Origin of the sequence: Thalassospira sp. (assembly GCF_040218635.1) — a bacterium.
GTDB lineage: Bacteria > Pseudomonadota > Alphaproteobacteria > Rhodospirillales > Thalassospiraceae > Thalassospira.
Genome location: NZ_JAVJRB010000011.1, coordinates 209,553 through 235,829, shown reverse-complemented (window position 1 = coordinate 235,829; position 26,277 = coordinate 209,553). Strand labels below are relative to the sequence as shown.

Here is a 26,277-nt window from a genome sequence, read left to right as displayed (position 1 = left end):
AGACGGGTAGAAGCAATGACGGTTCTTTGGGCAAAACAGGCACTTACGACAGCAGGCTGGAAACAGAATGTCCGCATCGAGATTGATGAAAGCGGCAGAATTGCAGCGATTCAGGCCGATTCGACGCTGCCTTTAGATGGTGTGACCAGGACCGGCATCCTTCTGCCAGCGATTTCAAACCTGCACAGCCATGCATTTCAGCGGTCCATGGCGGGCCTGACGGAAAAGCGTGGACCAGATCCGCGTGATACGTTCTGGACCTGGCGGCAATTGATGTTCCGCTTCCTTGATCAACTTACCCCGGATCATGTCGAAGCGATTGCTGCCTTTGTTCAGATGGAAATGCTGGAAGCCGGTTACGCCAACAATACCGAGTTCCATTATCTGCATCACCGCCCCGGCGGGCATTTGTATGACAATATCGCCGAGATGGCCGAACGCATTGCCGCGGCGACCGAAATCACCGGCATTGGCCTGACGCTTTTGCCCGTTCATTATCAATATGGCGGCTGTGACAAGCGTCCGCTTGGCCCCGGCCAGATCCGTTTTGGTAACGATCCGGACCAGTTTGCGAAATTGTATGAGGAATCCGCGCGCGCGATCAAAAACCTGCCAAGTGACACCGTTCTTGGTGTCGCGCCGCATTCCTTGCGGGCTGTCGGGCGCGAGGATCTGATTGCGACGACCAAGCTTTCCAAAGACGGACCGATCCACATGCATCTGGCCGAACAGTTGGCCGAGGTCGATGAAGTGCTTGATAGTTGGGGCAAACGACCGACAGAGTGGTTGCTTGAAAATGCCGATGTGAATGAAAACTGGTGCCTGATCCACTGCACCCAGATGGAAGAACACGAAACCCTTGGACTTGCCAAAACCGGCGCTGTGGCGGGGCTGTGCCCGTTAACGGAAAGCAGTCTGGGCGATGGCATTTTTGACGGGGTGCGGTATCTGAATGCGGGGGGTGTGATCGGGGTTGGATCGGATTCAAACATCCGCATTTCAGTTTCCGAAGAACTGCGCACGCTGGAATACAGTCAGCGCCTGCGCGACAATTCACGTGCCGCATTGGCGAGTGCGGAAAAATCGACCGCGCGGCGCATCTATGAAGCTGCTGCCAAAGGCGGTGCGCAGGCAGCGGGACGTGATTCTGGCCGGATCGAGGTCGGCGCGCTGGCCGATTTGATGGCGCTGGATGGTTCGGCAGTTGACCTGATCGGCCGGACAGGCGATACGATCCTCGATACATATATCTTCGCCGGAGATGATCGCATGGTGCGTGATGTCTGGTCGGCCGGTCGCCACGTTGTGACCGAGGGCCGCCACATTGCCCATGACGCGATCACGAACCGGTATCGTAAAGTGATGGAACAACTCAAGGAAGCGGTGTGAACAGCCAGCAACAAAAAAACTGGCAGTCGGTCCATGACGAGGTACTGCGCCGCATTCATACCCGTGAATGGAAACCCGGCGATCAGATCCCCAAGGAAGTCGAACTTGCCGAGGAACTGGGCTGTGCGCGGGCAACTGTGAACCGTGCGCTGCGCGAACTGGCATCCGAAGGGTTCCTGGATCGCAGACGCAAGGCCGGCACAAGGGTTGCGGCCCACCCGGTGCGACGTGCCAAACTTGATATTCCGGTCATTCGTCTTGAGATCGAAGGGCGCGGGCAGAAATATGCCTATGGCCTGTTGTTTAGCGAACGGCGCACACCGCCACCGGAAATTTGTGCCAATCTTGGCGTTACCGCAGACAGCGACATGCTGCATATCACATCCCTTCATCTGGCCGATGGCAAGCCGTTCATGTTTGAAGATCGTTGGGTGTCGGTCGCAGCAACCCCGGCGATCCTGAAAGCGGATCTTGAAAAGATCAGCGCCAATGAATGGCTTGTTTTGCATGCGCCCTATACGCGCGGCGATATCTATTTTTCCGCGGCCAATGCTACCGAGATTGAGGCCAAGGTGCTCCGCACCGATCCGGGTGCGTCGCTGTTCCTGATGGAACGTACCACCTGGGAAGACACCACCGGGATCACGTCGGCACGACTGCTGTTCGCGCCCGGATATCGCAAACACTCTGCGATCTAGACATTTTGGCCAAGGCCGGAATCACGGATTTTCTGGCAATTTCGGGCCGATAACCTCAACCCCTTCGTGGGTGACACGCGGAAGCGGGCTGACATCCCAATCGGTTTTTTGACCAGTAAGGCTGGCCGGATGCATCCTGCCCGGCGACCTGTAAAAAGGGGACTGTCCCCTTTTTCTCAGTCCCCTTTTTCTCACAGATTTTATGCTATCAGTATCTCGATGCGGATGCGCTCTTGGGATGCCAGTGTTTCCCGGATTTCGCATTTGGCACGACGTGTGCGCACGGCACTGCGGACAATATGTCCGGGGTCCTGATTGATCAGCGGCATCGCTGTGATCTCGGGTGCCGCCCTGATGGTTGTCTCGTTGGTCTGCGTGCCTTTGCAAGATTGCCTGACGACGATCAGGCTTCGTCGGCCAAAACAAAATCGAACCATGATCGCCATTGTGTGGTGCCGTCTTTACTTCGCTCGAAAGGTGCGACAAGGGTTTCCTTAACACCAAAGACAGTATCGGAGGTCAAGTAAGGATCATCTCCGACAAAGGTATGTGTGACCAGTTTTTGGAATCCCGGTGCCGTGATCATGAAATGGGTATGGGCAGGGCGATATGGATGTCGCCCAAGTGCCGCAAGCATCTTTCCAACCGTTCCGTCATCGGGAATGGGATAGCTCACCGGTTTGATACCAACGAAGCTGTAAGTGCCATCAGCACCGGTGATGAAGATGCCGCGATTGTTCCATTTGGGCTGGTTGTCTGGTTGCTGAACGTCGTAACAACCATCAGCATTGTCCGACCAGACATCAATCGTAGCCCCCTTTATCGGGGCACCGTTCAGATCAAGCACCCGCCCCGTGAACAGGCAGCTTTCCCCTTTGCCATCAAGCGAGATGTTGTCGCCCATTTCCCGAAGCGGTGCTTCTTTGACATGGAAGGGCCCCAGAACAGTGTTTTCGGTCGCACCTGAAGGACGTCTGTTGTTGATGGCATCGACAAGCATCGATACGCCAAGAACGTCGCTTAGAAGAATGTATTCCTGTCGTTCATTGCTACAGATTTGTCCGGTATTGGTCAGGAATGTGATTGCGGTGCGCCACTCTTCTTCGGTCAGGTCGACTTCCTTGACGAAGGCATGAAGATGTTTGACCATTGCAGCCATGACTGTCTTCAAGCGTGGGTTGATATCATCTTGCATCCGCGCATTTACGGTTTGGGATGAATTCTTTTCGGTGAAAAAGCCGGTCATGATGTGACTCCCGTTGTTGGGCGAACACCGTTAACGGCATTTTGCAACAACGCCCGAATTGCAAAAGGTTCGATGGGGCAATGTGTCTTCACGCGCGCCAAGGTCTTCTGGTGTTGCAGTCACTTTTGGTAAGCTTGTAGTAAAGACGCAAAGCCCCGAAAGGGCAAGTTCGGAAGAAGGTCCGTTGGCATCCTTGGCATAAAGGGTTTCACTCGCCCCAAGATGATTGGATGGCTAATTGCTGTGGGTGTTGTCGCGGTCAAATGCAGCACGTTGATGCGCTGAGGGATCAAAGATTCTCTGCAATCAGAATTTCAATGCGGATGCGTTCCTGGGATGCCAGTGTTTCGCGGTTTTCACATTTGGCGCGGAGCGTTCGAACGGCACTGCGGACGATATGTCCGGGGTCCTGATTGATCAGGGCATCGAGGGTGTTTTCGCGCAAAGCCTGTTCGGTCGATGGGGTGCGTTCATGGGCGACTGTGATGAGCTTTCCATCGCCATGCAGCTTGCGGGCGAATTCAATCGCAACACGTGCTTCGGACCCCATGATGTAAAGCCCGACAATGTCTTTATGGGCAGCAAAGGCGTTTTTCAGGACAAGGTTTGTGCGGTCCGGATAGCCGTGTGTTTCAAGGGTGGGAAGGGCGTGAAACTGCTGGTAATCCGGGCTGATGACCTGATCAAAACCAAGGCGGCGTTCCAGACTGTCGCGCGATTGCATGGTTTCGGCAAGGACCAGAATGGATCCCGAAGTCTGGCCCAAAAAGCGGGCCATCAAGCGCCCGGCCGTTGCCCCGGCGGCAATGTTGTCAATGCCGACAAATGATTGGCTGTCTTCTTCCTGCTGGTTGGAGATGAAGGCAACTGTCTGAATGCCGCGTTCACGCATGCGATGAAGGGCGTCGCGGATTTGCGGCGTTTCAGGGGCCATAATCGCAATGCCGTCATATTCATCAGAAGACAGGCGCGAAAGGGTTTTTGCCGCGCGATGCGGGTCGTGTTCATCAATGCGCACGATTTTGGTCTGGATCATTTCAGCGCGGCTGGCCTGATCGAATTCGGAAATATGTTTGACGATGACGTCGAGAAACTCGTCACCGGAGCGTGGAACCACAAACCCGAAGCGATAGCCCTTCTGGCGGGCCAGTGTTGCCGCGACCTGATTGCGTTCAAACCCGATGCGCACAATCGCCTCATTGACGGCATCGACGGTTTTTTGCCGAACGCCACTGCGTCCGTTGAGCACGCGATCAATCGTGGCAAGGCTTACACCAGCCGCCTTGGCGAGATCTTTTGTGGTTGGTCTCATTGGTTTTTTCGGCCCAAATCGCTTTGTTTTTCTTATCTTATCCTCAACCATCGTGCACGTCTCTGCAAGAAATTTGAGGTGCGTAACTCAAAAAACACTCATTTTGAGGTGCGTACCTCAAAAACTTGTGGTAGAAGTGTCGCTGTCGCTGCAAAGCTGCGACGTTCCAACGGGAGGAAAAACAAGATGAAATCAATGTATTTAAAGACGATCGTCGCGTCGGCAATCGTCGCAGGTTCGCTGCCAACGGCGGCTGCCGCCGAAGATCTGACCCTGTGCTGGGCGGCTTGGGACCCTGCCAATGCGCTGGTGGAGTTGTCCAAGGACTTTGAAGCCAAAAGCGGCAACACCATGAATTTCGAATTCGTACCTTGGACTTCGTTCGCTGACCGGATGCTTAACGAGCTCAATTCCGGTGGCAAACTATGTGATCTTATGATCGGGGATAGCCAGTGGATCGGGGGCGGTGCGGAAAACGGTCACTATGTAAAACTGAATGATTTCTTTGATGCCAACAGCATCGACATGGCCGATTTTATTCCGGCAACTGTGACCGGATATGCCGAATGGCCAAAGAATACCCCGAACTATTATGCTCTTCCGGCATTTGGCGATGTGGTCGGCTGGACCTATCGTAAAGACTGGTTCGAGCGCCCGGAAATTCAGAAAGAATTTCAGGAAAAATATGGCCGCAAGCTTGATGTTCCGGCCTCGCTTGAAGAACTCAAAGATATCGCGCAGTTCTTCCAGGGACGCGACATTGACGGCACCACCGTCTATGGTGCTGCGATCTATACCGAGCGCGGCTCGGAAGGGATCACCATGGGGGTGACCAACGCCCTTTATAACTATGGTTTCCAGTACGAAAACCCTGACAAGCCTTATGATATCGAAGGGTTTGTAAATTCGGACGGCGCTGTCGCCGGACTTGAATATTACAAAGACCTTTATGATACCGCGACCCCTCCGGGATCATCGAACTGGTATATGGGCGAAAATATCGATGCCTATAAATCCGGTCAGGTTGCCCTTCAGATGAACTTTGCCTTCATCTGGCCGGGTGTTGAAGCCGATCCGAATGTCGGTGGTGGTAAGTCGGGATACTTCCCGAACCCGGCCGGTCCAACCGGGCAGTTTGCCCAGCTTGGCGGACAGGGAATTTCGGTTGTGGCCTATTCCGAGAAACAGGAAGCCGCGCTTGAATATATCAAATGGTTTGCCCAACCAGATATTCAGGCCCGCTGGTGGGAACTTGGCGGTTATTCAGCACTTCGTGCCGTGGTCGAGGATCCCGGTTTTGCCAGCAGCCAGCCTTATGCGCAGACCTTCCTTGATAGCATGGCCATCGTGAAGGATTTCTGGGCTGAGCCGGCTTATGCCGATCTGCTTTTGTCGATGCAGGAACGCATCCACAATTATGTTGTGGCGGGTGACGGCACCGCAAAAGAAGCACTTGATGATTTGGTCAGGGATTGGACCGAAGTCTTTGAGGACGAAGGCAAGCTCTAAGTCTTCTTACCTGAGATGACTGGCTCTGGACCGGTCCCGGTGTGTTTTGAAAATGCCGGGACCAATCCTCCGACCAAGTAGAAACTGTGTGGCAGTGCCATACAGCTAAGGGCATCATAATGAAGAATATTCCGATCGAAAAGATCGCCAAAGCGACGCCAGACAGCATGGCGCAGCATATTCGTGGTCTGTCAGACCGAACCATCGCGTGGATATTTGTCGCGCCGACGATATTCCTGCTTTTGGCGATCAACATTTTTCCATTGATCTGGACCGTTTGGCTCAGCTTTACCGACAGCCGCGTAAATCGTCCCAACCGGGATGTCGAATGGGTGGGCTTGCGCAATTATGAACGCATCCTCACAGATCCCGACGTCTGGAACACGATGCAGGCAACGGCCCATTTTCTGATCTGGACCATTGTTCTACAGGTTCTGATCGGTTTCTTTCTGGCCTTCCTGATCAACAAGAAATTCAAAGGGAATGACCTTTGGACCACGATCATCGTCTTTCCGATGATGTTGTCACCCGCCGTGGTCGGCAATTTCTGGACCTTCCTGTATCAGCCGCAAATCGGCCTGTTCAATTATGTTGTCGCCTTCTTTACCGGGGCTGATCCGGCAAGCTTTTCAATGATTGGCGATGTGCATCTGGCACCTTGGGCGATTGTCATTGCCGATACATGGATGTGGACGCCGTTTGTGATGCTGATCTGTCTGGCAGGTCTGCGATCTATCCCGGGCAGCATTTACGAAGCAGCCGAATGTGACCGTGCGTCAAAGTGGCGGCAATTCTGGACGATTACCATTCCGATGGTGTTGCCGTTCCTGATGTTGGCCGTACTGTTCCGGGGAATTGAAAACTTCAAAATGTTCGACCTTGTGGTTCAGCTTACGGGTGGTGGACCGGGAAATACGACGACATTGACGTCTATCGATCTGAAACGCGAAGCCTTTGAAAAATGGCGGACCGGATATTCATCGGCCTATGCCGTTATCCTGTTCGTGACGGTCTTTGGCCTTGCGTCGATCTATGTCAAAGCGCTGAACAAGGTAAAAGAAAGATGAGCTTTTCTGTTACAGAACCAAACAATGGAACCAAATGGTTCGCAGGGATCCTTGTTGTCGGCTATGCCTTGATCACGATTGCGCCTTTGCTGTGGATCATCGCAACCGGTTTCAAATCCCCGGCTGATTCAATTGCCTATCCGCCAAAGGTGGTTTTTGACCCATCGCTTGAAGGATATGTGAATCTCTTTACCGAACGGACCCGGGCGACGCCCGACATGCTTGAAGCCGAAGGTGAACCGCAAAACTGGTACGAAGAAATCGCCCGTGAACAGGGAACGGTCATCAGTGGCCCGTCGCGCTATGGCGAGCGGTTTTTGAATTCCGTGATTATCGGGTTTGGCTCAACAGCGCTTTGCATGGTCCTTGGAACGGCGGCAGCTTACGCCTTTAGCCGGTTCAAAGTGCCGATGAAGGATGATCTTTTGTTCTTCATCCTTTCAACCCGCATGATGCCGCCAATTGCGGTCGCCATTCCGATCTTTTTGATGTTCCGGAACCTTGGTCTGAACGACACGCATCTGGGTATGATCCTGCTTTATACCGGGGTGAACCTGTCGCTGTCGGTCTGGTTGCTTAAGGGGTTCATCGACGAGATTCCGATCGAGTATGAAGAAGCCGCATTGATTGATGGCTACACCCGGTTTCAGGCCTTTTACAAAGTGGTCCTGCCGCAAGCGGCGACCGGTATCGCATCGACAGCGATCTTCTGTCTGATCTTTGCCTGGAACGAATATGCGTTTGCGGTTTTGCTGACGTCCGGGACGGCTCAAACCGCGCCACCGTTTATTCCGACAATCATTGGTGTTGGCGGCAAAGACTGGCCCGCTGTTGCGGCCGGGGCGACGATCTTCCTTGTTCCGGTCATGGTGTTCACCATCCTGTTGCGTAAGCATCTGCTGCGCGGGATCACGTTTGGAGCCGTACGCAAATGAATGATTTCATCCATAAATTGTTCCGGTTGCGCCGTGGCCCGTGGGAGATGGTGGCTTCTGTGCTTATCGCGCTTGGCGTTTTGATGTTGATGCAACCGGTTGCAATCACACTTTACACCTATTCCTTCATTACCACGCTGACGGGAACAGTAATGTTCATCATCGTCAGCCACTTCCCGGAGTGACTCATGGCACAGATACGAATTGAAAACGTGCGCAAGGATTTCGGGGCGTTTACGGCTGTTCAGTCGTCAAGTTTCACCATCGAGGATGGCGAATTCTTCATGCTTCTGGGGCCGTCGGGCTGTGGCAAAACGACCACGCTTCGCATGATGGCCGGGCTTGAGCTGCCGACAAGCGGGCAAATCTATATCGATGGCCAGGAAGTGGGGCAAAAGCCCGCCAGCCAGCGCGATATCGCCTTTGTTTTCCAGATGTTTGCGCTTTACCCGCATATGAATGTGCGCGGCAATATCAGCTATCCTTTGAAAAGTCAGGGGATGAAGTCCGCAGACGTGAAAAAGAAGGTCGGCGAAGTTGCCGAGATTCTTGGCATCAATGACATTCTGGATCGCCCGGTTGGCGGGTTGTCAGGCGGCGATCGTCAGCGCGTGGCACTGGGCCGCGCAATTGTCCGTGATCCAAAGGCCTTCTTTATGGATGAGCCACTTGGCGCACTTGATGCGGAATTTCGCGAACATATGTCCGAAGAGCTTCGCGCCTTGCACGACCGGATGGGGGCGACCACGGTTTATGTCACCCATGACCAGCTTGAAGCGATGCAAATGGGCGACAAGATCGTTGTGATGAACCATGGCGTTGTCGAACAATTCGGTGTTCCGCAAGACATCTATGATTGGCCAGCAACACGGTTTGTTGCGCAATTTATCGGATCTCCGCCGATGAACTTCCTTGATTTCGACGGGATGATTGGAACCGGCGGGACAGAGGTTAAGCTGGGCGATGTTTCCTTGCAGGTTCCCAAAAGTCGTGAAGGGGCCAATGGTAAGCTGACCTTTGGTGTGCGTCCCGAGCACGTAAAGTTCGATGACGACGCCCCTTATCGCGGTCGGGTGATTGCCACCGAATATCTGGGCACAACCCAGATTGTGACCTTTGAAACGCCCAACGGGTTGCTTAAGGCGCGCGTCGCAAGTCATGAAACCGTCAATAATGGTCAGTTGATTGGTCTGCGGTTTGATGCGCGCACCGTCACCTTGTTTGATGGGAAAAAGGGCAGTGCGTTACGCTCGGAAGGGAATGAAGGAGTGCTCGGTCATGGCTGAAGTAAGTTTGACAGGTGTTACCAAGCGCTTCGGGGCGGATGCGGCACTTGATGATGTGACAATGACAATTCCCGATGGCTCGTTTGTTGTGCTTCTTGGGCCGACCGGTGCGGGCAAAACGACAACGCTTCGCATGGTATCGGGGCTTGATAAGCCTGATGCGGGGCAAATCATGATTGGTGGTCGCGATATGGCCGGGTTAACCCCGGCGCAGCGCAACGTTGCGATGGTGTTTCAGCAATACTCGCTTTATCCGCATATGACGGTGCGCGAAAATCTGGAATTTCCGTTGAAATCGCCGATCTTGAAAACACCGGCAGATCAGATCAGAAACAAGGTCAACGAGATCGCCGAAGTTCTTCAGATCAGTCACAAGCTTGACAACAAGGCGACCGAATTGTCGGGCGGCGAAATGCAGCGCGTGTCGATTGGACGGGCATTGGTGCGTAGACCGTCTGTCTATCTGATGGACGAACCACTGAGTTCCTTGGATGCGAAATTGCGTGCGGATCTTCGGGTTGAATTGAAATCCATTCAGGCAGATTCAGGTGCGACATTGCTGTATGTCACCCACGATCAGATCGAAGCCATGACCATGGCAACCCATGTCGGGGTACTTGATGCGGGGCGGTTGGTTCAGTTTGGGTCGCCGCGCGAAATCTATGAAGACCCGGTCAGCATCTATGCTGCAAGCCGTCTTGGCCAACCCCGGATCAATGTCCTGCCGGCGGATGTTTTTGCGGGTGCGCCAAGCGGGGCTGAGAAAATCGGACTGCGGCCTGAGCAGATTATTCAAGGCGAAGGCGAAGACAGTTTCGTGCAAAGGGTCGAGCATCTTGGCGATCAGACGCGGCTTCATCTGACTTTCAAGTCGCATGATTTGATCACGGTGACCGAAGCACATACCGACCTTAAAACCGGGGACATCGTAAAGATTCGCCCGCGCAAACCATTCTACTTCGGCGCCGATGGCGCTCGGGTGGCCTGAAGGAGATTATCATGGCCCAATTCATAAACAAAAAAGACGCAACCGTAACCGAGGCCATCGACGGCGTGATCAAGGCTTCAGGCGGCAGACTGGCCAGACTTGACGGCTATCCGCATATCCGTGTTGTAGTGCGCAATGACTGGGACAAGTCAAAGGTCGCACTGGTTTCTGGCGGTGGTTCCGGCCACGAACCTGCGCATGCCGGATTTGTCGGGGCGGGTATGCTCACCGCTGCGGTCTGCGGTGATGTGTTTGCGTCACCATCTGTTGATGCGGTTCTGGCCGGAATTCTGGCCGTCACCGGTCCTGCGGGCTGTCTGTTGATTGTGAAAAACTATACAGGGGACCGTTTGAATTTCGGTCTGGCGGCGGAGCGGGCGCGCGCCTTTGGGCGAAAGGTCAATATCGTCATTGTCGATGATGATATCGCCTTGCCCGATCTTCCCCAGCCACGCGGGGTTGCGGGAACCTTGTTCGTGCATAAAATTGCCGGTGCGATGGCCGAAAGCGGTGCATCGCTTGAAGACGTAACGATTGCTGCTGAACGGGTGATTGCCGGGACGAAATCGATTGGCATGTCGCTTGATACCTGTACCGTACCGGGATCGCCCAAGGAAAAACGCATTGGCGAAGGCAAGGCCGAACTGGGTCTGGGTATCCACGGTGAAGCCGGGGTTCAGCAGGTTGACTATCATAATGCAGAACAGGCGATGGCAGCGGTTACCGCCAAACTTGCAGCCGTGATGGACAATAAACCGCATGTGGTTTTGCTCAATAACCTTGGCGGGACGTCCGTTCTTGAGATGTCGATTCTGGCCAATGATCTGATCAATTCATCGATTGCCAAGAACCTGAAATTCATTGTTGGTCCGGCGGCAATGATGACCTCGCTTGATATGCAGGGCTTTTCGGTTTCGGTCTATCCGCTGAGTGCCGAAGATCATGCGTGGCTTTCGGCACCGTGTGCTCCGTCAGCATGGCCGGGCTGCAATCCGATCAAAGCAGTGAGTGTGATTGAACTTCCCGACGGGTTAACACCGATCCAGCCAATTCCGTCGGAACATCGCCAAACTGCGGCGTTCCTAACGCAATGTTGTCATATCCTGATTGATGCCGAAAGTGATCTGAATGCACTTGATGCAAAGTCCGGCGATGGTGATACCGGATCAACACTGGCCGGGGCTGCACGTGCGCTGATGGGCGCACTTGATCGCCTACCACTGGCCGATCATACCCAGCTTCTACGCGCCATCGGGCAGGAGCTTAGCCAAACCATGGGTGGGTCATCTGGCGTGTTGCTGGCCATTTTCTTTACGGCTGCCGGGGATGCTGCGTCAAGTGGCCGTTCCATGGTCGCCGCACTCAAAGACGGGTTGGAACGGATGCAGCAGATCGGTGGGGCCCAACTTGGCGACCGGACGATGGTGGATGCGCTTAAGCCCGCACTTGATATGCTTGAGGAAAAAGGCCTTTCCGAAGCCGCCAAAGCCGCGCGCAAAGGGGCGATCCATACATCAACAATCGTCAAGGCCAAGGCCGGACGCGCGTCCTATATCAATGCCGAGCAACTTGAAGGTCATATTGATCCGGGTGCGGAAGCCGTGGCGCGCTTGTTCGAACAACTCGGCAACTAACAAAATCAGGACATCATCGGTTTGGTGATGTCCTGTTTCGATCATATGTCTTCGAAGGTTTTGCCTGACGAAGATCGGTGTATTTTGCGGCACCTTCAAACCCGGTCTTTTATGCGAAATGCATGAAGGGTCGGGTTTTGTTTTTTCGGCTTTGAGGGTGTCAGGATGGGAAATTGTGACTCCCGAGCCGCCCGAGACGAGGCCGAAAACAATTCCAAAATCACGACGCAAACAACCCGGCGAAATTTTTCTTTCCGGGCTGAATGCGTTGAACTTCAACGCTCATACGATGAACTGATGGGTTGAAATATATTTCATATTGACTCCCAAATTAGGATTAACCCAAATGGGTGGTAGATATTTCGATCAATGAAATATCTACCATAAATAACATCATGCGAACCATGCCGCGTCGTGGAAAGCCCGGAAGTGGTTACGCATTAGGGAGGATAACATGAAAATTAAATCAATGCTGCTGGGAACAGCAGCTGCTGCGTTTCTGACTCTCACTGCGTCTTCGGCGATGGCCCAGGATATGAAGAAAAGTGCATTCCAATGCGAACCCGGCGAGCTTTACGCGATGAACGTCATGGTCAGTGGCGTTGAATACTGGTTCCCGGTCTATGAGATGTTCAAACAAGCTGCTCAGCAGATGGGCTGCGACACTGTCTATACCGGCACGCCGGAATATGATGTGAACAAACAGATCGCGACATTTGAACAGGTGCTTGCCCGTCAGCCGGCTGGCATTATGGTGCATCCGATGAACTCCGATCCGTTCATCGCACCGATCAACCGTGCGGTTGAACAGGGTATTGCAGTTGTGACTTTTGCAGCTGACTCACCCAATTCCAAACGATCAGCCTACATCACGTCAAACAATGACCGTGAAGGTGCCGCAGCAGCAGACGCGATTGCCGATGCAATGGGTGGAAAGGGCGAATATGCCGTTCTGGAAAACCCGGGTCAGGATAACCATGACCGCCGCGTATCAGCCTTCATTAGCCGGATGGAAGAAAAATATCCGGATATGAAACTGGTTGCCCGTGCAGCATCGAATCAGGACCCGACCAAGGCCTATAACGCGGTTCTGACCATGCATCAGGCTCACCCGGGACTTGGTGCGGTCTTCATGCCAGAAGCCAACAGCGCCCTTGGTGCTGCACAGGCTGCGATTGAAACCAAGGCCGACATCAAGGTTATGACGGCGGATGTGAATGCCAAGATCCTCGATATGATCAAGGCGGGCGAAGTGTTCGGTTCGATCAACCCAAATCAGGGTATCCAGGGTTACATGGGCTTTATCTCCCTGTTCCTGGCGGCACACCCGGAACTGATCGACCCGATGAACGATTACAAGCGTTCGGGCACCAACCCGATGATGGTTCCCTATATTGATAACGGCTATGCCGTTGTTACCGCAGAAAACGCCGATGACTTCTATTGGGAAGCTTATCTCAAACGTCGCGGCACCAAGGGGATCGAAGAATAAGGACATCGCAATCTGGTCGCTATGCCCATGGCGACCGGAATACCCTTCCTTTCGGTCCTCCCACTTTTTCCTGGTCGAAAGGAAGGGATGCCCTTCTTTCCATCGCAAGGCATCTGGTTCTATGCAGCCCATACTAGAAGTTCACGATATCCATAAATCTTTCGGCCCGGTAAAGGCCCTGCGCGGGGTGAATCTTTCACTGATGCCCGGCGAAGTGCATGCCCTTATGGGCGAAAACGGCGCGGGAAAATCGACATTGATGAACATCCTGAGCGGTGTTTTCCCGCCCGATCAGGGACGGATACATTTTAAAGGGCGCGATATCGTTTTGCCGGATCCGGCAACGGCCCAAGCCCACGGTATCGGTCTGGTCCATCAGGAAATCGCCCTTTGCCCCGACATATCGGTGGCAGAAAACATTCTGATGGCGGCGACAAATGCGCGGACATCATTTCTGATGAATGACCGTGAAGTGCGCGAACGTGCGAAAAAGGTTCTGGCCGACCTCATTGCGATCCCGGTCGATGAAAAAGTTGGCGATCTTCCGATTGCCAGCCAGCAAATTGTCGAGATTGCCAAGGCTCTGACCCTTGATTGTGACGTTCTGATTTTTGACGAACCGACCGCAGCCCTTACCGATACAGAGGCCGAAGCCCTGTTTCGCATCATTGCCGATCTGAAATCACGCAATATCGGCATCATCTATATCAGCCATCGCATGGCGGAAATTTTCGCCATTTCTGATCGGATCACCGTGTTTCGCGATGGCACCTTCATCGACACATTGATCACGGCCGAGACAACACCTGATGCGGTGGCAACCAAGATGGTCGGGCGCGAAATTCTTAATCAGTTTCCCGCCAAGAACCGGGATCTGGACGATGCCACACCGTCCTTGATGTCGGTCAGGGACCTTTCTGACAAAGGTCTGTTGCGCGATATCAGTTTTGATCTTCGCAAAGGCGAGGTTCTTGGACTGGGCGGGTTGATTGGTGCGGGACGCAGTGAACTGGCCCACGCCATTTGTGGTCTAAGCACCAAAACTGGCGGCACGATTACCATGCATGACAAGCCGCTGATGGTGGATAACTATTCCGACAGCATCAAGAACGGACTGGTCTATCTGTCCGAAGACCGCAAGGGATCGGGCGTTTTTCTCGACCTATCGATTGCGGCCAACATATCCGCACTTGATCTTGGCCCTGTCAGTTCGCGCGGCATTGTCCGCCAGCGGGTCGAAGACAAACGGGCAGAGGATCTTGGGCGTTTACTGTCGCTGCGCTGTGCCAATGTCAGTCAGCCGGTATCGTCGCTTAGCGGTGGGAACCAGCAGAAAGTGGCGATTGCCAAAATGCTGTCAGTACAGCCCGACATCATCATTTTTGACGAACCGACACGCGGTGTTGATGTCGGGGCCAAAAGTGAAATTTACACGATCTTGCGAAATCTGGCGGCTGAGGGGGTCGGGGTTCTGGTGATTTCATCGGAAATGCCTGAACTGATCGGTTTGTGTGACCGCATCCTTGTCCTGCACGAGGGCAGAATTGCCGGTCAGGTTGAAGATGAAAACATGACCGAAGAAGAAATCATGAAACTGGCTTCGGGCCTGGCCTGCGAAAGCGCGGCCATGACGAGAAGGGAGATGGCGTCATGACATCGGTCAAGGCCCTGAAAACGGAATCCAAACCCACGGACGAAACGACTAAAGCGGAGACAACCCAATTGGAAAAGCGGGAACACAACAAGATGTTGGGAATATTCAAGGCCCGTGAAGCCGGGCTTGTGGCAATTATCCTGATCATCTGCATCGCGATGAGTTTTGCCTCGCCCTATTTTCTAACCTGGCAGAATTTCCGCGCCATGCTGCTGTCCTTCTCGATCGAGGGGATCGTCGTGGTTGGCATGACCATTTTGCTGATTGTCGGCGGGATCGACCTTTCGGTCGGATCGGTGGTCTGTCTTTCAATGGTGATCGGCGGCAAGCTTTTCCTTCTGGGGATGGATCCATGGTCGGCGAGCATGATTGCCGTTCTTGCCTGTGGTCTGATCGGCTTTTTGATGGGGCAATGCGTGACCCGAATCGGGTTACATTTCTTTATCGTCTCGCTTGCCTTCATGGTGATTGCGCGCGGCCTGTCCTTGCTGATCACCAAAGGCACCCCGCAATCGCTGTTTTCCCTGCCACCAAGTTTCAAATTCATCGGGCAGGGGGAAATAGCGGGGATGCCCTTTGTCATCATCCTGTTCTTTGCGCTGGTCGTGTTTTTCGATCTTCTGCTGCGCCATTCAACGATCTTCCGGAAGGTCTATTACACGGGCAGTAACGAAAAAGCCGCCCTGTTTTCCGGCATCAAAACCAAACATATCAAGATTTTCTGTTCGACCTTGTGTGGTCTGCTGTCCGGTGTTGCCGGGGTTGTCTATATGGCGCGGTTTGGGGCTGCGACGCCGCAATTTGGCATAGGTATGGAGCTCAGCGTCATTGCAGCAGCCGTGATCGGTGGGGCCAGTTTGAATGGCGGTTCCGGGACCATCTTTGGGGCCGTACTGGGGGCTGCTCTTCTGTCACTCGTGACCAGTTCGCTGATCCTTCTGGATGTTCCGGTTTATTGGCAGGATATCATTCGCGGCCTGATCCTTTTGGTGGCGGTATCGGCGGATCATTTACTTAACCGGCGCAAACGCACCACATCGGCCAACTCGTAAGGCGGCGGGGAAGATATGACCAACAGTACAGAATTAGAACGCCTGCGTCGCCTGCATAAGGTTCTGGTGATGTTCTATGAACAGAACATTTCCCAAGCCAAGATTGCCGAAATGACAGGCCTGTCACACACAACGGTCAACCGTCTGGTCAAGGAAGGTCAGGAACGCGGGCTGGTTGAAATCACCGTCAAATCACCGTTCGGCAATATGACCGATCTTGGGGCGCTGATTTCGGAACTTGGCAAGGTCGAAAATGCGATTGTGGTTCCGGAAGTCTCGACGGATCCGAACATCACAATCAAATCAACGGCCGATGCTGCGGCGGCTGCATTGTTTGAGACACTTAAAGACGGCATGACCATTGCGATTTCCGGCGGTGTGGGTGTCAGTGCCATTGTCGAGGCGATGAAGCCCAAACGCAGTTACGACGTAACAGTGGTTCCCGGAACCGGTGGCGTTCAGGGCAAGTATTATACCGACGTTAATCAGGTCTCGATGGCAATGGCCGAGAAACTTGGCGGGCGTGCGCTTCAACTGCATGCGCCGATCATTGCCGGATCGCGTGAAGCCCGCGATACGCTGCTTGATGTGCGCTCCATCCGCGATGTTTTCGATACGGCGCGCAAGGCCGACATCGCCATCATGGGTATCGGTTCTGTCCGCGAACGCACTTCGACCTATCTGTCGCTGGATGACGATATCAACCGCGAAGATGTCCTAAATGCCGGGGCCTGCGGTGAATTGCTGGCGCATCTGATCAATAAGGACGGCAAGCCTTGCGACTATTCGGGGAATGACCGTGTGGTTGCGCTTTCTCTCGATGAACTGCGCCAGATCCCGCACCGCTTTGCCATTGCCAGCGGGCAACACAAGGCCGAGCCGATTGCGGCAATCCTGCGCGGTGATTTCCTGACGACTTTGGCGATAGACGAGCAAACCGCCTATGCGGTGAACGACATACTAAAAGGAGATGCCTAATGGCACAGCTTATTCGTGAAATTGGAAAATCCGGTGTTTCGGCATCTGCAATCGGGCTTGGAACATGGGCCATGGGCGGCTGGATGTGGGGCGGTCATGATGACGCCAATTCAATCAAAGCCATTCAGGCATCGATTGATGCCGGTGTCACCCTGATTGATACCGCACCCGCCTATGGCCTTGGCCGTGCAGAAGAACTGGTGGGCAAAGCCATTGAAGGACGCCGCGATCAGGTCGTTATCGCCACCAAATGTGGCATGGTCTGGGATACGGATAAGGGGAACTATTTTGTCGATGAACATGACAAAAAGATCCATCGTTATCTGGGGGCTGAGTCTGTTCGGGCCGAACTTGAAACCAGCCTGAAACGTCTGCGGACCGACTATGTCGATCTTTACATTACGCATTGGCAAGATCCGACAACGCCGATTGCCGAAACCATGGGCGCACTCGAAGACCTTAAGCGCGAAGGTAAAATCCGTTCGATCGGGATCAGTAACGTCAATGCCAGCGAGATGAAGCAATATCTTGCAAGCGGGCAGCTTGATAGCATTCAGGAATGCTACAACATGCTTGACCGCCAGATTGAGGACGAACTTGTTCCTCTTTGCGTTGAAAACGATGTTGCGGTGCTAAGTTATTCGTCCATGGCACTTGGTCTTTTATCAGGCAAGATCGGACCGGACCGTGTGTTTGAAGGCGATGATCTGCGCCGTGAAAATCCGAAATTCTCGGTTGAGAACCGTCAACGTGTTGCCGACTTCATGAAGGTTCTGCTGCCGATTGCCCAATCGCACAATGTTGAGCCGGGCCAGATCGTTATCGCATGGACGATTGCCCAGAAAGGGATCACGTTTTCTTTGTGCGGGGCGCGCAATGCGCAACAGGCGATTGAAAATGCCCGTGCGGGCGAAATCGCATTAATGGCGGAAGAAATCGCCATTATTGATCAGGCAATCACGGCCCATCTTGGCCCTGTTGCGCGTGCTGCCTGATTGCAGATGTGATGACAGTTCGTCCAGAGACTAAAGCCATACCCAAACGTGCCACGGTCGTGGTCGTGGGCGGTGGGATCAACGGGATCAGTGTGTTCCGTGACCTTGCGCTACAAGGGGTCGATGTTGTGCTGCTTGAACAGGGTGATTTCTGTTCCGGTGCCAGTGCCGCCCTGTCGCGCATGGTGCATGGTGGCTTACGCTACCTTGAAAATGGCGAATTTCGTCTGGTCCGCCAGTCCTTGCAGGAACGTGATTTCCTGTTGCGAAATGCGGCGCATTACGTCTTTCCGTTGCCAACTTTGGTGCCGATTTTTGATGTGGTTCAGGGATCATTTTCATCCCTGAAACGCTTCATCGGATTGGGCAATGGTCCTTCGCGTCGGTCGGCCGTCATGATCAAAATCGGTTTGATGCTTTATGACTGGTTGTCGCGCAAAAGCCGCTCTATGCCCGGGCACAAATTTGTATCTGGACGGAAATTGCGTGCGATGGCGCCGTCCATCACCCCTGATGCGAAATTCGGGGCGATCTATTACGACGCATGGGTCAAATATCCCGAACGCCTTGGTGTTGAAATGATCCTTGATACGCAGGAAAGCTGTCAGTACGCATCGGCTCATTCCTATGTCAGTGTTGAAAAGGTTGACGGGGCTGATCTGCATTGGCGGGATCGGTTAACCGGCGAAACTGGCGTCATCACACCTGATCTGGTGGTGAACGCCACCGGGGCCTGGGTTGATTTCACAAATCTGGCACTGGCAGGCGGGCAGGAAAACGACACACCGCGTTTTGTGCGAGGGACCAAGGGATCGCATCTGATGATCCGCAACAAGCAGTTGGCATCGGCACTTGGCGATCAGATGGTCTATTACGAAAATGCCGATGGCCGGATTTGCATCGCGTTCAACTATCTTGGTGTGTCGCTGGTTGGATCGACCGATATCCTGATCGATGATCCCGAACTGGCACGCTGCGAGGCCACTGAAAAAGACTATATGCTTGATGCGCTGCGCTTTGTTTTCCCCGACATCAAAGTTGGGGAAGATGAGATCGTCCATGTCTTTACCGGTGTCCGGCCCTTGCCGGTCAGTGATGCGGATGCGACCGGCCGGATCAGCCGGGATCATTCCCACCGGGAACAGGAAGCCAATGACACGCGCAACTTCCCGGTCATCAGCCTGATTGGCGGGAAATGGACCACCTTCCGGGTGTTTGGCGAAGAAATCGCCGATGTTGTCTTGGAACGTCTGGGGCGCAAACGCCGTTGCCGAACTACTGATCTTTGCATCGGCGGGGGGCGCGATTTTCCAAGTTTGGGTAAAGATCGCCAAAACTGGATCGATACTGCACTTGCGGAACTGACAGTGGACCGGGCGGTTTTTGAACGGCTTGTCGAACGGTATGGCAGCCGGGCGATTGAGATTGCACAGTTCTGCCAGTCTGCAAGCGATGCGCCGCTAGATGCGGCACAAACATACAGTCAGCGCGAAATCGAATTCCTGATCCGAACGGAAAATGTTCGAAGCCTGTCTGACATTCTATTGCGCCGGACCGCGATTGGTCTTGAAGGCGGAATTTCCCCGAATTTGATCGAAGAAATCGGTGACCTGATGTCTGGAATCCTTGGATGGACCGGGGCCGAACTTGACCGTCACAAATCATTGCTAATCGACGAAATGGGCAAAAAACACAGCATTGTCTGAATGAGGTACCGGGCACACCCCGGTCAGAGGAGGAAACATGTTCTTATCTAAAAAAGTACGTCTGAACCGCTTGATGAAAAACGGTCGCTGCCTTGATGTTGCGATTGATCACGGGGTCTGCAACGAACCAAGCTTCATGGTCGGTCTTGAAGATGTTCAATCCGTGGTCAACACCCTTGTCGATGCGCGCCCTGATGCCATTCAGATGAATTACGGGCAATCCGATCTGTTACAAACCCTTCCGGGTGAAAATCGCCCGGCACTGGTGATGCGCGTTGATATGGGCAATCCATATAACAAGGAACGCCATCGGGCGATGTGGGCGGTGATGCAAAATGAAACCGACCCGATCCTGCCGGCTTTGCGCATGGATGCAGCCTGCATTGTGGTGAACCTGTTTATGTTGCCAGATGAGCCGGACCTGTTCCGCCAATGCGTTCAGAACATCTCGAAACTTGGCAATGACTGCGAAAAATACGGCATGCCATTAATGATCGAACCATTGGTCATGCAGCCCAATAGTGCGCGTGGTGGCTACTTGGTGGATGGCGATACCGAGAAAGTCACGACACTGGTGCGTCTGGCGCGTGAAATGGGGGCCGATATCATCAAGGCCGACCCGACCGATAATCCCGATGATTTCCATCATGTCGTGCAAGCAGCCCGTTGTCCGGTGCTGGTGCGCGGTGGGGGTAAGGCCGATCTGCGCACGGTGTTTGATAATTCCGCCGCCCTGATGGCGCAAGGTGCCCATGGCATGGTCTATGGCCGCAACATTTATCAACATGACAACCCCAAGGCGGTTGTAGCCGCCCTGATGGCGATGATCCATGATGGTGCTGATGGTGCGCGCGCTTGGGATATCTATAGCGGGTTTGAAGGTTAAGGCTGATGGCACGTTATTTTCTTGGAATTGATGCGGGCAATACGGTGGTCAAGACCGTGCTGTTTGATGCATCGGGCGGCGAAATTGCCCATGCCAGCCGCGAAGCTGTTTCACATTGCCCATGCCCGGGTTTTGTCGAACGCGACATTGACCAGATGCGCGATGATCTTATGGCGGTGGTTGCCGAAGTGGTTAAAAAATCCGGTGTTGATACCGCTGATATTGCCGCAATCGGCAGCGCTGGTCATGGCAATGGCCTGTATCTTCTTGGGAATGACGGCGCAGCACTTCTGGGCATTCAGTCACTTGATACGCGGGCAAACGCCCTTGTTGATCAGCTCCATTCAGATGGGGTGGGGGATGTCGTTTATCCCATTTCGGGTCAGCGGCCCTGGGTGTCGCAAACGCCGACATTGTTGGCATGGATCAAACGCGAACGGCCAGATGTCTATGAGGCGACCCGCACGGTCTTGCTGTGTAAGGATCTGGTGACCCATGCGCTTACTGGCGAACGGGTAAGCGATATTTCCGATATGGGCGGTTGTGGCATGTTGCGCATGCCTGAAAACATCTATGACGATGCATTGCTTGATGCATTTGGTATTGCCGATGCCCGCGACAAACTGCCGCGTCTGGCCCATCCCAGCGACATTGTCGGCCATGTCACATCCGATGTCGCACGCAAGACCGGGCTTTGCGAAGGAACCCCCGTTGTTGCGGGTTTCTTTGATGTGATTGCAAGTGCGTTGGGTTCAGGCGTCGCCCGTCCGGGGCAGGCATCCATGATCGTCGGCACATGGAGCATTAACCAGATCGTTGTCGAAGCGCTTGATTTCGAAAACGAGAATGAAATTTTCATGTCGTCGGGCTATGCGGATGGCCGTTTCATGTCGATTGAAAGTTCAGCCACCTCGGCGGTTAATCTGGAATGGCTGGTTCGGGAATATCTTGAGCATGACGGCGAAGTTGCCAATGGCAAATCGCCGTTCGAACTTGCCAATCAACTGGTCAGTGACAGTGTATTTGGTCCGGATGGGCCTTATTACCATCCGTATCTATACGGGGCACCGGGCAATGGCGCAGCACGTGCCGGGTTCTTTGGGGTTGGCGGCTGGCATGGTCGGGGCGACATGGTGCGCGCGATCTACGAAGGGGTCACATTCGCCCATCTTCAACATATGAACAGGCTGCGGGCGACCGGTGCGACATTTGACCGGATTATCCTGTCGGGTGGTGGGGCGCGCAGTGCCATCTGGCCGCAAATCATTTCCGATATTCTCGAACTGCCCTTAACGGTGGCGAAATGTCAGGAGACCGGTGCGCTTGGTGCGGCAATGGCGGCAGCTGTTGGTGTTGAAATGTATCACGACTACGAACAGGCAGCCGACAAGATGGTTCAAACGGACCGCCATTACAGCCCGAATGCGCTAGCCAGTGAGATTTATCGCAAACGGTTTGCCTTGTGGCATGACCTTGAAACGGCGATGGCGCCGTTCTGGACACGGTTTGCTGCGTCAAGTTCGTAAGTCCCGCCATTAACCCCCTGTCGGGCAGGCGTCAGACAGGGGGAATTGTCCAATTTTCAATCGAAAAAACTGCCCTGCTGTTTGGGCAGATCAGATTGTTGTGCCGTTTTGGCATTCCGGAGGAAACAGATGTCGTTTGACCAATCATCCTTTGATTACATCATCATTGGTGCCGGATCGGCGGGATGCGTTCTGGCCAACCGTTTAAGCAAGGATCCGAAAAACCGGGTATTGCTGATCGAGGCGGGGGGCAAGGATACGTACCCGTGGATCCATATTCCGGTGGGATATCTGTTTTGCATTGGCAATCCGAAAACCGATTGGCTGTATAAAACAGCTGCGGAAAAAGGACTTGGCGGGCGGTCAATTGCCTATCCGCGTGGCAAGGTTCTGGGCGGCTGTTCATCGATCAATGGCATGATCTATATGCGCGGGCAGGCCGCTGACTATGATCGCTGGGACGCACAAGGGGCGACGGGCTGGGGCTGGTCGGATGTTCTGCCCTATTTCATGAAGTCGGAAAATTATCACACCCCGTCTAACGGCCATGGTTCCCACGGCGAGTTGCGTGTGGAAAAGCAACGATTGCGTTGGGATGTACTGGATGCGGTGCGTGACGGGGCCGAAGAAATCGGCATTCCGAAAACAGATGATTTCAATACCGGGACCAACGAAGGGTCGGGCTATTTCGACGTTACGCAAAAGCGCGGGGTGCGCTGGAGTGCCGCACGTGCCTTTTTAAAACCGGCACTCAAACGCCCCAACCTGTTTGTGATGACCAAGGCAACCGTCATCGGACTTGAAATCGATGGTGCGACAGTTCGGGGGGTGAATTATCAGCGGGACGGACAAACCGGAACTGTCCGGGCAAACGGCGAAGTCATTTTATCTGCCGGGGCGATCGGATCGCCTCAGATATTAAAACTGTCGGGCATTGGTCCGGCACAGGAACTGCGCGATCACGGTATTGCCGTCAAACATGATCTGCCCGGAGTTGGTGAGAACCTTCAGGATCATTTGCAAATCCGCACGGCCTTTCGCATTCGCGGGGCCAGAACGTTAAATGAAATGCAGTCGACCCTATTGGGCAAGGCAAAGATCGCACTTGATTACGCCCTGCGCAGGCGCGGCCCCATGGCGATGGCACCCAGTCAGCTTGGCATTTTTACCCGGTCTGATCAGACCCATGTGACGCCAAATATCGAATATCATGTTCAGCCGCTATCGCTTGATAAGTTCGGCGATCCTTTGCACGATTTTCCGGCGATTACGGTGTCGGTCTGTAACCTGCGCCCGACAAGTACGGGGCGGGTGACATTGACGTCGAACGATCCCAATGCTGCGCCGCATATTGCACCGAATTATCTTAGTACAGATCAGGACCGCCACGTTTCTGTGCAATCAATCCGCCATGCCCGCAAATTAATGGCGGCGCAACAGATGGAAAAATTCCATCCCGTAGAATTCGCACCGGGACCCGACATCACATCTGACGAAGCCCTTGCCGAGGCGGCGGGAAAGGTCGCAACCACGATCTTTCATCCGGTCGGGACGGCCAAAATGGGGGCAGATAATGACCGCATGGCGGTCGTCGATCCGCAGCTTCGCGTGCGTGGATTGGCTAATCTGCGGGTGGTCGATGCCGCGGTCATGCCATCCATCGTCTCGGGCAATACGCACGCGCCCGTCGTCATGATTGCCGAAAAGGCAAGCGAAATGATCCTTGGGGTTTAGATTGTCATGCAGTGCGAATGGCCAAATAGTTATACGCGTTTTTGTAAATGATCGGTGTCGCCGTTAAGGGCAACACCGATCAGTTTCACACAGGTTTTTCTGATATCAGCTTAGATACTTTTTGAACCAGTCGATGGTGCGTTGCCATGCAAGTTCTGCGGCCTCTTCATCATAACGTGGTGTGGAATCGTTATGGAATCCGTGGTTTGCACCGGGATAGATGTGGGCTTCATATGTCTTATTGTTGGCTTTAAGGGCCGCTTCATAGGCAGGCCAGCCCTCGTTGATCCGTTCGTCAAGTTCACCATATTGCAGCAAGATCGGTGCTTGGATACGCGGCACGTCTTCGACGGCGGCCTGACGGCCATAAAACGGAACAGCAGCCCCCAAATCGGGATAGGCAACAGCGGCTGCATTGGCGACACCCCCGCCATAGCAGAACCCGGTAATGCCGGTTTTCTCGGTGGTTGCTTCATGGGCGGTCAGGAATTCAATCGCGGCAAAGAAATCGTTCATCAATTTGGTCGGATCGACTGTGCGCTGTAATTCGCGGCCTTTGTCATCATTGCCAGGATAGCCCCCGACGGATGTCAGCCCATCCGGGGCAAGGGCAATAAAGCCCGCCTTGGCAACACGGCGTGCGACATCTTCGATATAGGGGTTCAGGCCACGGTTTTCGTGAACAACGACCACGCCGGGAACCTTGCCCGTCACATTGGCAGGTTTGACCAGATATCCGCGTACCTCGCCGTGGCCGTTGGGCGATGGATACATGATATATTCGGCAACAATGTCGGGATCGGTGAATTCGATCTGGGTTGCCATTGCGTAATTCGGGCTCATGGCATTCAAGACCGCAAGTGCGGTCATGCCGCCGATGGCATATTTTCCTGCGCGGTCTAAAAACTCGCGACGGTTGATGATGCCATGGGCATAGAAGTCATAAAGTTCGAGAAGTTCTGGCGAAAAATCCTTGGCAGTCAAACGTTCCATCATAGGCTCCTTGGCTGAAAGGGGCGGCGATCCGGGGCTTTGTGGTGACGGTATTTGCAGCAAAACGGATTAATTCAAATTCTTGCCAAACCGGAATCCTGTTTAAATTCCCGGGCAGTCTCGCATGTGATTGTGATTTTCATCCATTTGCACAGATGCACAAGTCACAAACGCGCTACCGGCCATTACGTTTAACTATAATGACATGGTTGATACGTGCGGGTGGGCTGATTAGATCGTTAACTCGTGCGATGTTTGATAGTCCTTAAGCGCAGTGGCCAGTTGCATGGCAAATCGCGCAGATGCAACCGGTAATGTGCGTCCCCGCATTTGACCCAGAATAAGGTTGCCGGGCGGAACATCGCGTTCAGAAATAGGTTTGGAAACCAGTGACCCGTCACCCGGGATTCTAAGCCCGATCGGGATTTGGAAGCCAACAGCGTTTTCATGCAAAATGTAATGCCGGATGAGCTCGAAACTTTCCGTTTCGACCACGGGTGAGACATGCCGTGAACTGCGCCGTGCGGCAAAATCAAGTAAGTGGCGAACACCAAACCGAACAGTGGGGGCGACATGCGGTACATCAAGGCAATCGCGCAGTCGGATTTCCCCGCGCGATGCCAGCGGATGGTCTGACCGCATCACCACATCGACGGTTTGGGGAATGGCGTGGATGACTTCAAAATCCACCAGATAAATCGGCTCAAACACAAGGGCGAGGTCGCTGGAATAACTGGCGAGTTCCTGTTCGGCCTGTGCGCGGTCGCGGATATTGACGCTAAATGTCACGCCGGGATGAAGGGAACGGTATATTGCGATCTGTTCGGGAAGGAAATAGGGCAGCAATGCCTGCGAACAGGCGATGGAAACATGACCACGCCGCTCACCGGTCAAATCGGCAACCTGGCCCTGCACCCGTTCAAGGTCCGATGCCATTGCGCGGTAATGATGCAGTAAAAGTTCCCCGGCCGGGTTCAAGCGCACCCCGCTTGGCAAGCGTTCAAAAAGTTCTGCGCCAAACTCATCCTCAAACCCGTTGATGCGCCGGTTCAAGGCCGAAGCCGTTAGGTTCATGTCCTCGGCTGCTTTGCGCATGGAGCCAGCACGGGCAACGGCTTCGATCAGGCGGAAGGTTTGCAAGTATCTCATCAAACGCACCTTTTCCATGATGGTGCATTTTTTGCACCGCATTGGTGA

The 26,277-nt window shown here is 53.8% G+C and carries 22 protein-coding genes; 18 read left to right on the top strand and 4 right to left on the bottom strand.

Annotated elements, in window-relative coordinates:
* Window positions 1–15: 15 nt before the first annotated feature.
* Together RIC05_RS12285 and hutC are read left to right on the top strand one after the other, a co-directional pair.
* Window positions 16–1,389: a formimidoylglutamate deiminase gene (locus tag RIC05_RS12285; RefSeq protein ID WP_350048554.1), complete on the top strand. Its 1,374-nt coding sequence runs from the start codon at window positions 16–18 to the stop codon at window positions 1,387–1,389.
* Window positions 1,386–2,087 carry a histidine utilization transcriptional repressor HutC gene (gene hutC / locus RIC05_RS12280; protein ID WP_350043533.1) on the top strand — a complete coding sequence of 234 codons (702 nt, stop codon included), beginning with the start codon at window positions 1,386–1,388 and terminating at the stop codon, window positions 2,085–2,087. Before RIC05_RS12285 ends, hutC begins: the two co-directional genes overlap by 4 nt.
* Window positions 2,088–2,490: 403 nt before the next feature.
* Here hutC and RIC05_RS12275 read toward each other — a convergent pair whose 3' ends face one another.
* Together RIC05_RS12275 and RIC05_RS12270 are read right to left on the bottom strand one after the other, a co-directional pair.
* On the bottom strand, window positions 2,491–3,333 hold the full coding sequence (locus RIC05_RS12275; protein WP_350048556.1) for an intradiol ring-cleavage dioxygenase: 843 nt from the start codon (window positions 3,331–3,333) through the stop codon (window positions 2,491–2,493).
* Between the two features lie 289 nt (window positions 3,334–3,622).
* A complete protein-coding gene (locus tag RIC05_RS12270) occupies window positions 3,623–4,645 on the bottom strand; it encodes a LacI family DNA-binding transcriptional regulator (RefSeq protein WP_350048558.1) in 1,023 nt (340 codons plus the stop codon).
* 195 nt (window positions 4,646–4,840) lie between these two features.
* Between RIC05_RS12270 and RIC05_RS12265 the strand changes: the two genes are divergently transcribed.
* The 16 genes from RIC05_RS12265 to RIC05_RS12190 all read left to right on the top strand — a co-directional run bounded on the left by RIC05_RS12265 (window position 4,841) and on the right by RIC05_RS12190 (window position 24,087).
* Window positions 4,841–6,154, top strand: coding sequence for an ABC transporter substrate-binding protein (locus RIC05_RS12265; protein ID WP_350048560.1), 1,314 nt, complete (start codon window positions 4,841–4,843; stop codon window positions 6,152–6,154).
* A 119-nt stretch (window positions 6,155–6,273) separates the two neighbouring features.
* A complete protein-coding gene (locus RIC05_RS12260; protein ID WP_350043556.1) occupies window positions 6,274–7,221 on the top strand; it encodes a carbohydrate ABC transporter permease in 948 nt (315 codons plus the stop codon).
* Window positions 7,218–8,156 carry a carbohydrate ABC transporter permease gene (locus RIC05_RS12255; RefSeq protein ID WP_350048562.1) on the top strand — a complete coding sequence of 313 codons (939 nt, stop codon included), beginning with the start codon at window positions 7,218–7,220 and terminating at the stop codon, window positions 8,154–8,156. Before RIC05_RS12260 ends, RIC05_RS12255 begins: the two co-directional genes overlap by 4 nt.
* Window positions 8,153–8,341 carry a hypothetical protein gene (locus RIC05_RS12250; protein ID WP_350043558.1) on the top strand — a complete coding sequence of 63 codons (189 nt, stop codon included), beginning with the start codon at window positions 8,153–8,155 and terminating at the stop codon, window positions 8,339–8,341. Before RIC05_RS12255 ends, RIC05_RS12250 begins: the two co-directional genes overlap by 4 nt.
* A 3-nt stretch (window positions 8,342–8,344) precedes the next feature.
* Complete coding sequence (locus RIC05_RS12245) at window positions 8,345–9,442, top strand: ABC transporter ATP-binding protein (RefSeq protein ID WP_350048564.1); 1,098 nt, start codon at window positions 8,345–8,347, stop codon at window positions 9,440–9,442.
* Window positions 9,435–10,430 carry an ABC transporter ATP-binding protein gene (locus RIC05_RS12240; RefSeq protein WP_350048566.1) on the top strand — a complete coding sequence of 332 codons (996 nt, stop codon included), beginning with the start codon at window positions 9,435–9,437 and terminating at the stop codon, window positions 10,428–10,430. The genes RIC05_RS12245 and RIC05_RS12240 overlap by 8 nt, the downstream gene beginning before the upstream one ends.
* 11 nt (window positions 10,431–10,441) lie before the next feature.
* A complete protein-coding gene (locus tag RIC05_RS12235; protein WP_350048568.1) occupies window positions 10,442–12,064 on the top strand; it encodes a dihydroxyacetone kinase subunit DhaK in 1,623 nt (540 codons plus the stop codon).
* A 454-nt stretch (window positions 12,065–12,518) separates the two neighbouring features.
* A complete protein-coding gene (locus tag RIC05_RS12230) occupies window positions 12,519–13,556 on the top strand; it encodes a substrate-binding domain-containing protein (RefSeq protein ID WP_350048570.1) in 1,038 nt (345 codons plus the stop codon).
* A 121-nt stretch (window positions 13,557–13,677) separates the two neighbouring features.
* A complete protein-coding gene (locus RIC05_RS12225) occupies window positions 13,678–15,210 on the top strand; it encodes a sugar ABC transporter ATP-binding protein (RefSeq protein WP_350048572.1) in 1,533 nt (510 codons plus the stop codon).
* Between the two features lie 92 nt (window positions 15,211–15,302).
* Complete coding sequence (locus tag RIC05_RS12220) at window positions 15,303–16,262, top strand: ABC transporter permease (RefSeq protein WP_350048574.1); 960 nt, start codon at window positions 15,303–15,305, stop codon at window positions 16,260–16,262.
* Window positions 16,263–16,277: 15 nt separating this feature from the next.
* Complete coding sequence (locus RIC05_RS12215; protein ID WP_350048576.1) at window positions 16,278–17,240, top strand: sugar-binding transcriptional regulator; 963 nt, start codon at window positions 16,278–16,280, stop codon at window positions 17,238–17,240.
* On the top strand, window positions 17,240–18,235 hold the full coding sequence (locus RIC05_RS12210; protein ID WP_350048578.1) for an aldo/keto reductase: 996 nt from the start codon (window positions 17,240–17,242) through the stop codon (window positions 18,233–18,235). Before RIC05_RS12215 ends, RIC05_RS12210 begins: the two co-directional genes overlap by 1 nt.
* An 11-nt stretch (window positions 18,236–18,246) precedes the next feature.
* Window positions 18,247–19,941 (top strand): glycerol-3-phosphate dehydrogenase/oxidase, encoded by a 1,695-nt coding sequence (locus RIC05_RS12205; protein WP_350048580.1) that lies wholly within the window; start codon window positions 18,247–18,249, stop codon window positions 19,939–19,941.
* A gap of 37 nt (window positions 19,942–19,978) precedes the next feature.
* A complete protein-coding gene (locus tag RIC05_RS12200) occupies window positions 19,979–20,827 on the top strand; it encodes a class I fructose-bisphosphate aldolase (protein WP_350048582.1) in 849 nt (282 codons plus the stop codon).
* Window positions 20,828–20,832: 5 nt separating this feature from the next.
* Entirely contained in the window at window positions 20,833–22,353 is a 1,521-nt protein-coding gene (locus RIC05_RS12195) for an FGGY-family carbohydrate kinase (RefSeq protein ID WP_350048584.1), read from the top strand.
* Between the two features lie 129 nt (window positions 22,354–22,482).
* Window positions 22,483–24,087: a GMC family oxidoreductase gene (locus RIC05_RS12190; protein WP_350048586.1), complete on the top strand. Its 1,605-nt coding sequence runs from the start codon at window positions 22,483–22,485 to the stop codon at window positions 24,085–24,087.
* Window positions 24,088–24,192: 105 nt separating this feature from the next.
* Here the strand turns inward: RIC05_RS12190 and yghX are convergent, their stop codons facing one another.
* Both yghX and RIC05_RS12180 read right to left on the bottom strand, forming a co-directional pair.
* Window positions 24,193–25,080: a YghX family hydrolase gene (gene yghX, locus RIC05_RS12185; RefSeq protein WP_350048588.1), complete on the bottom strand. Its 888-nt coding sequence runs from the start codon at window positions 25,078–25,080 to the stop codon at window positions 24,193–24,195.
* Window positions 25,081–25,311: 231 nt separating this feature from the next.
* Window positions 25,312–26,229: a LysR family transcriptional regulator gene (locus tag RIC05_RS12180; RefSeq protein WP_350048590.1), complete on the bottom strand. Its 918-nt coding sequence runs from the start codon at window positions 26,227–26,229 to the stop codon at window positions 25,312–25,314.
* Window positions 26,230–26,277: the final 48 nt, after the last annotated feature.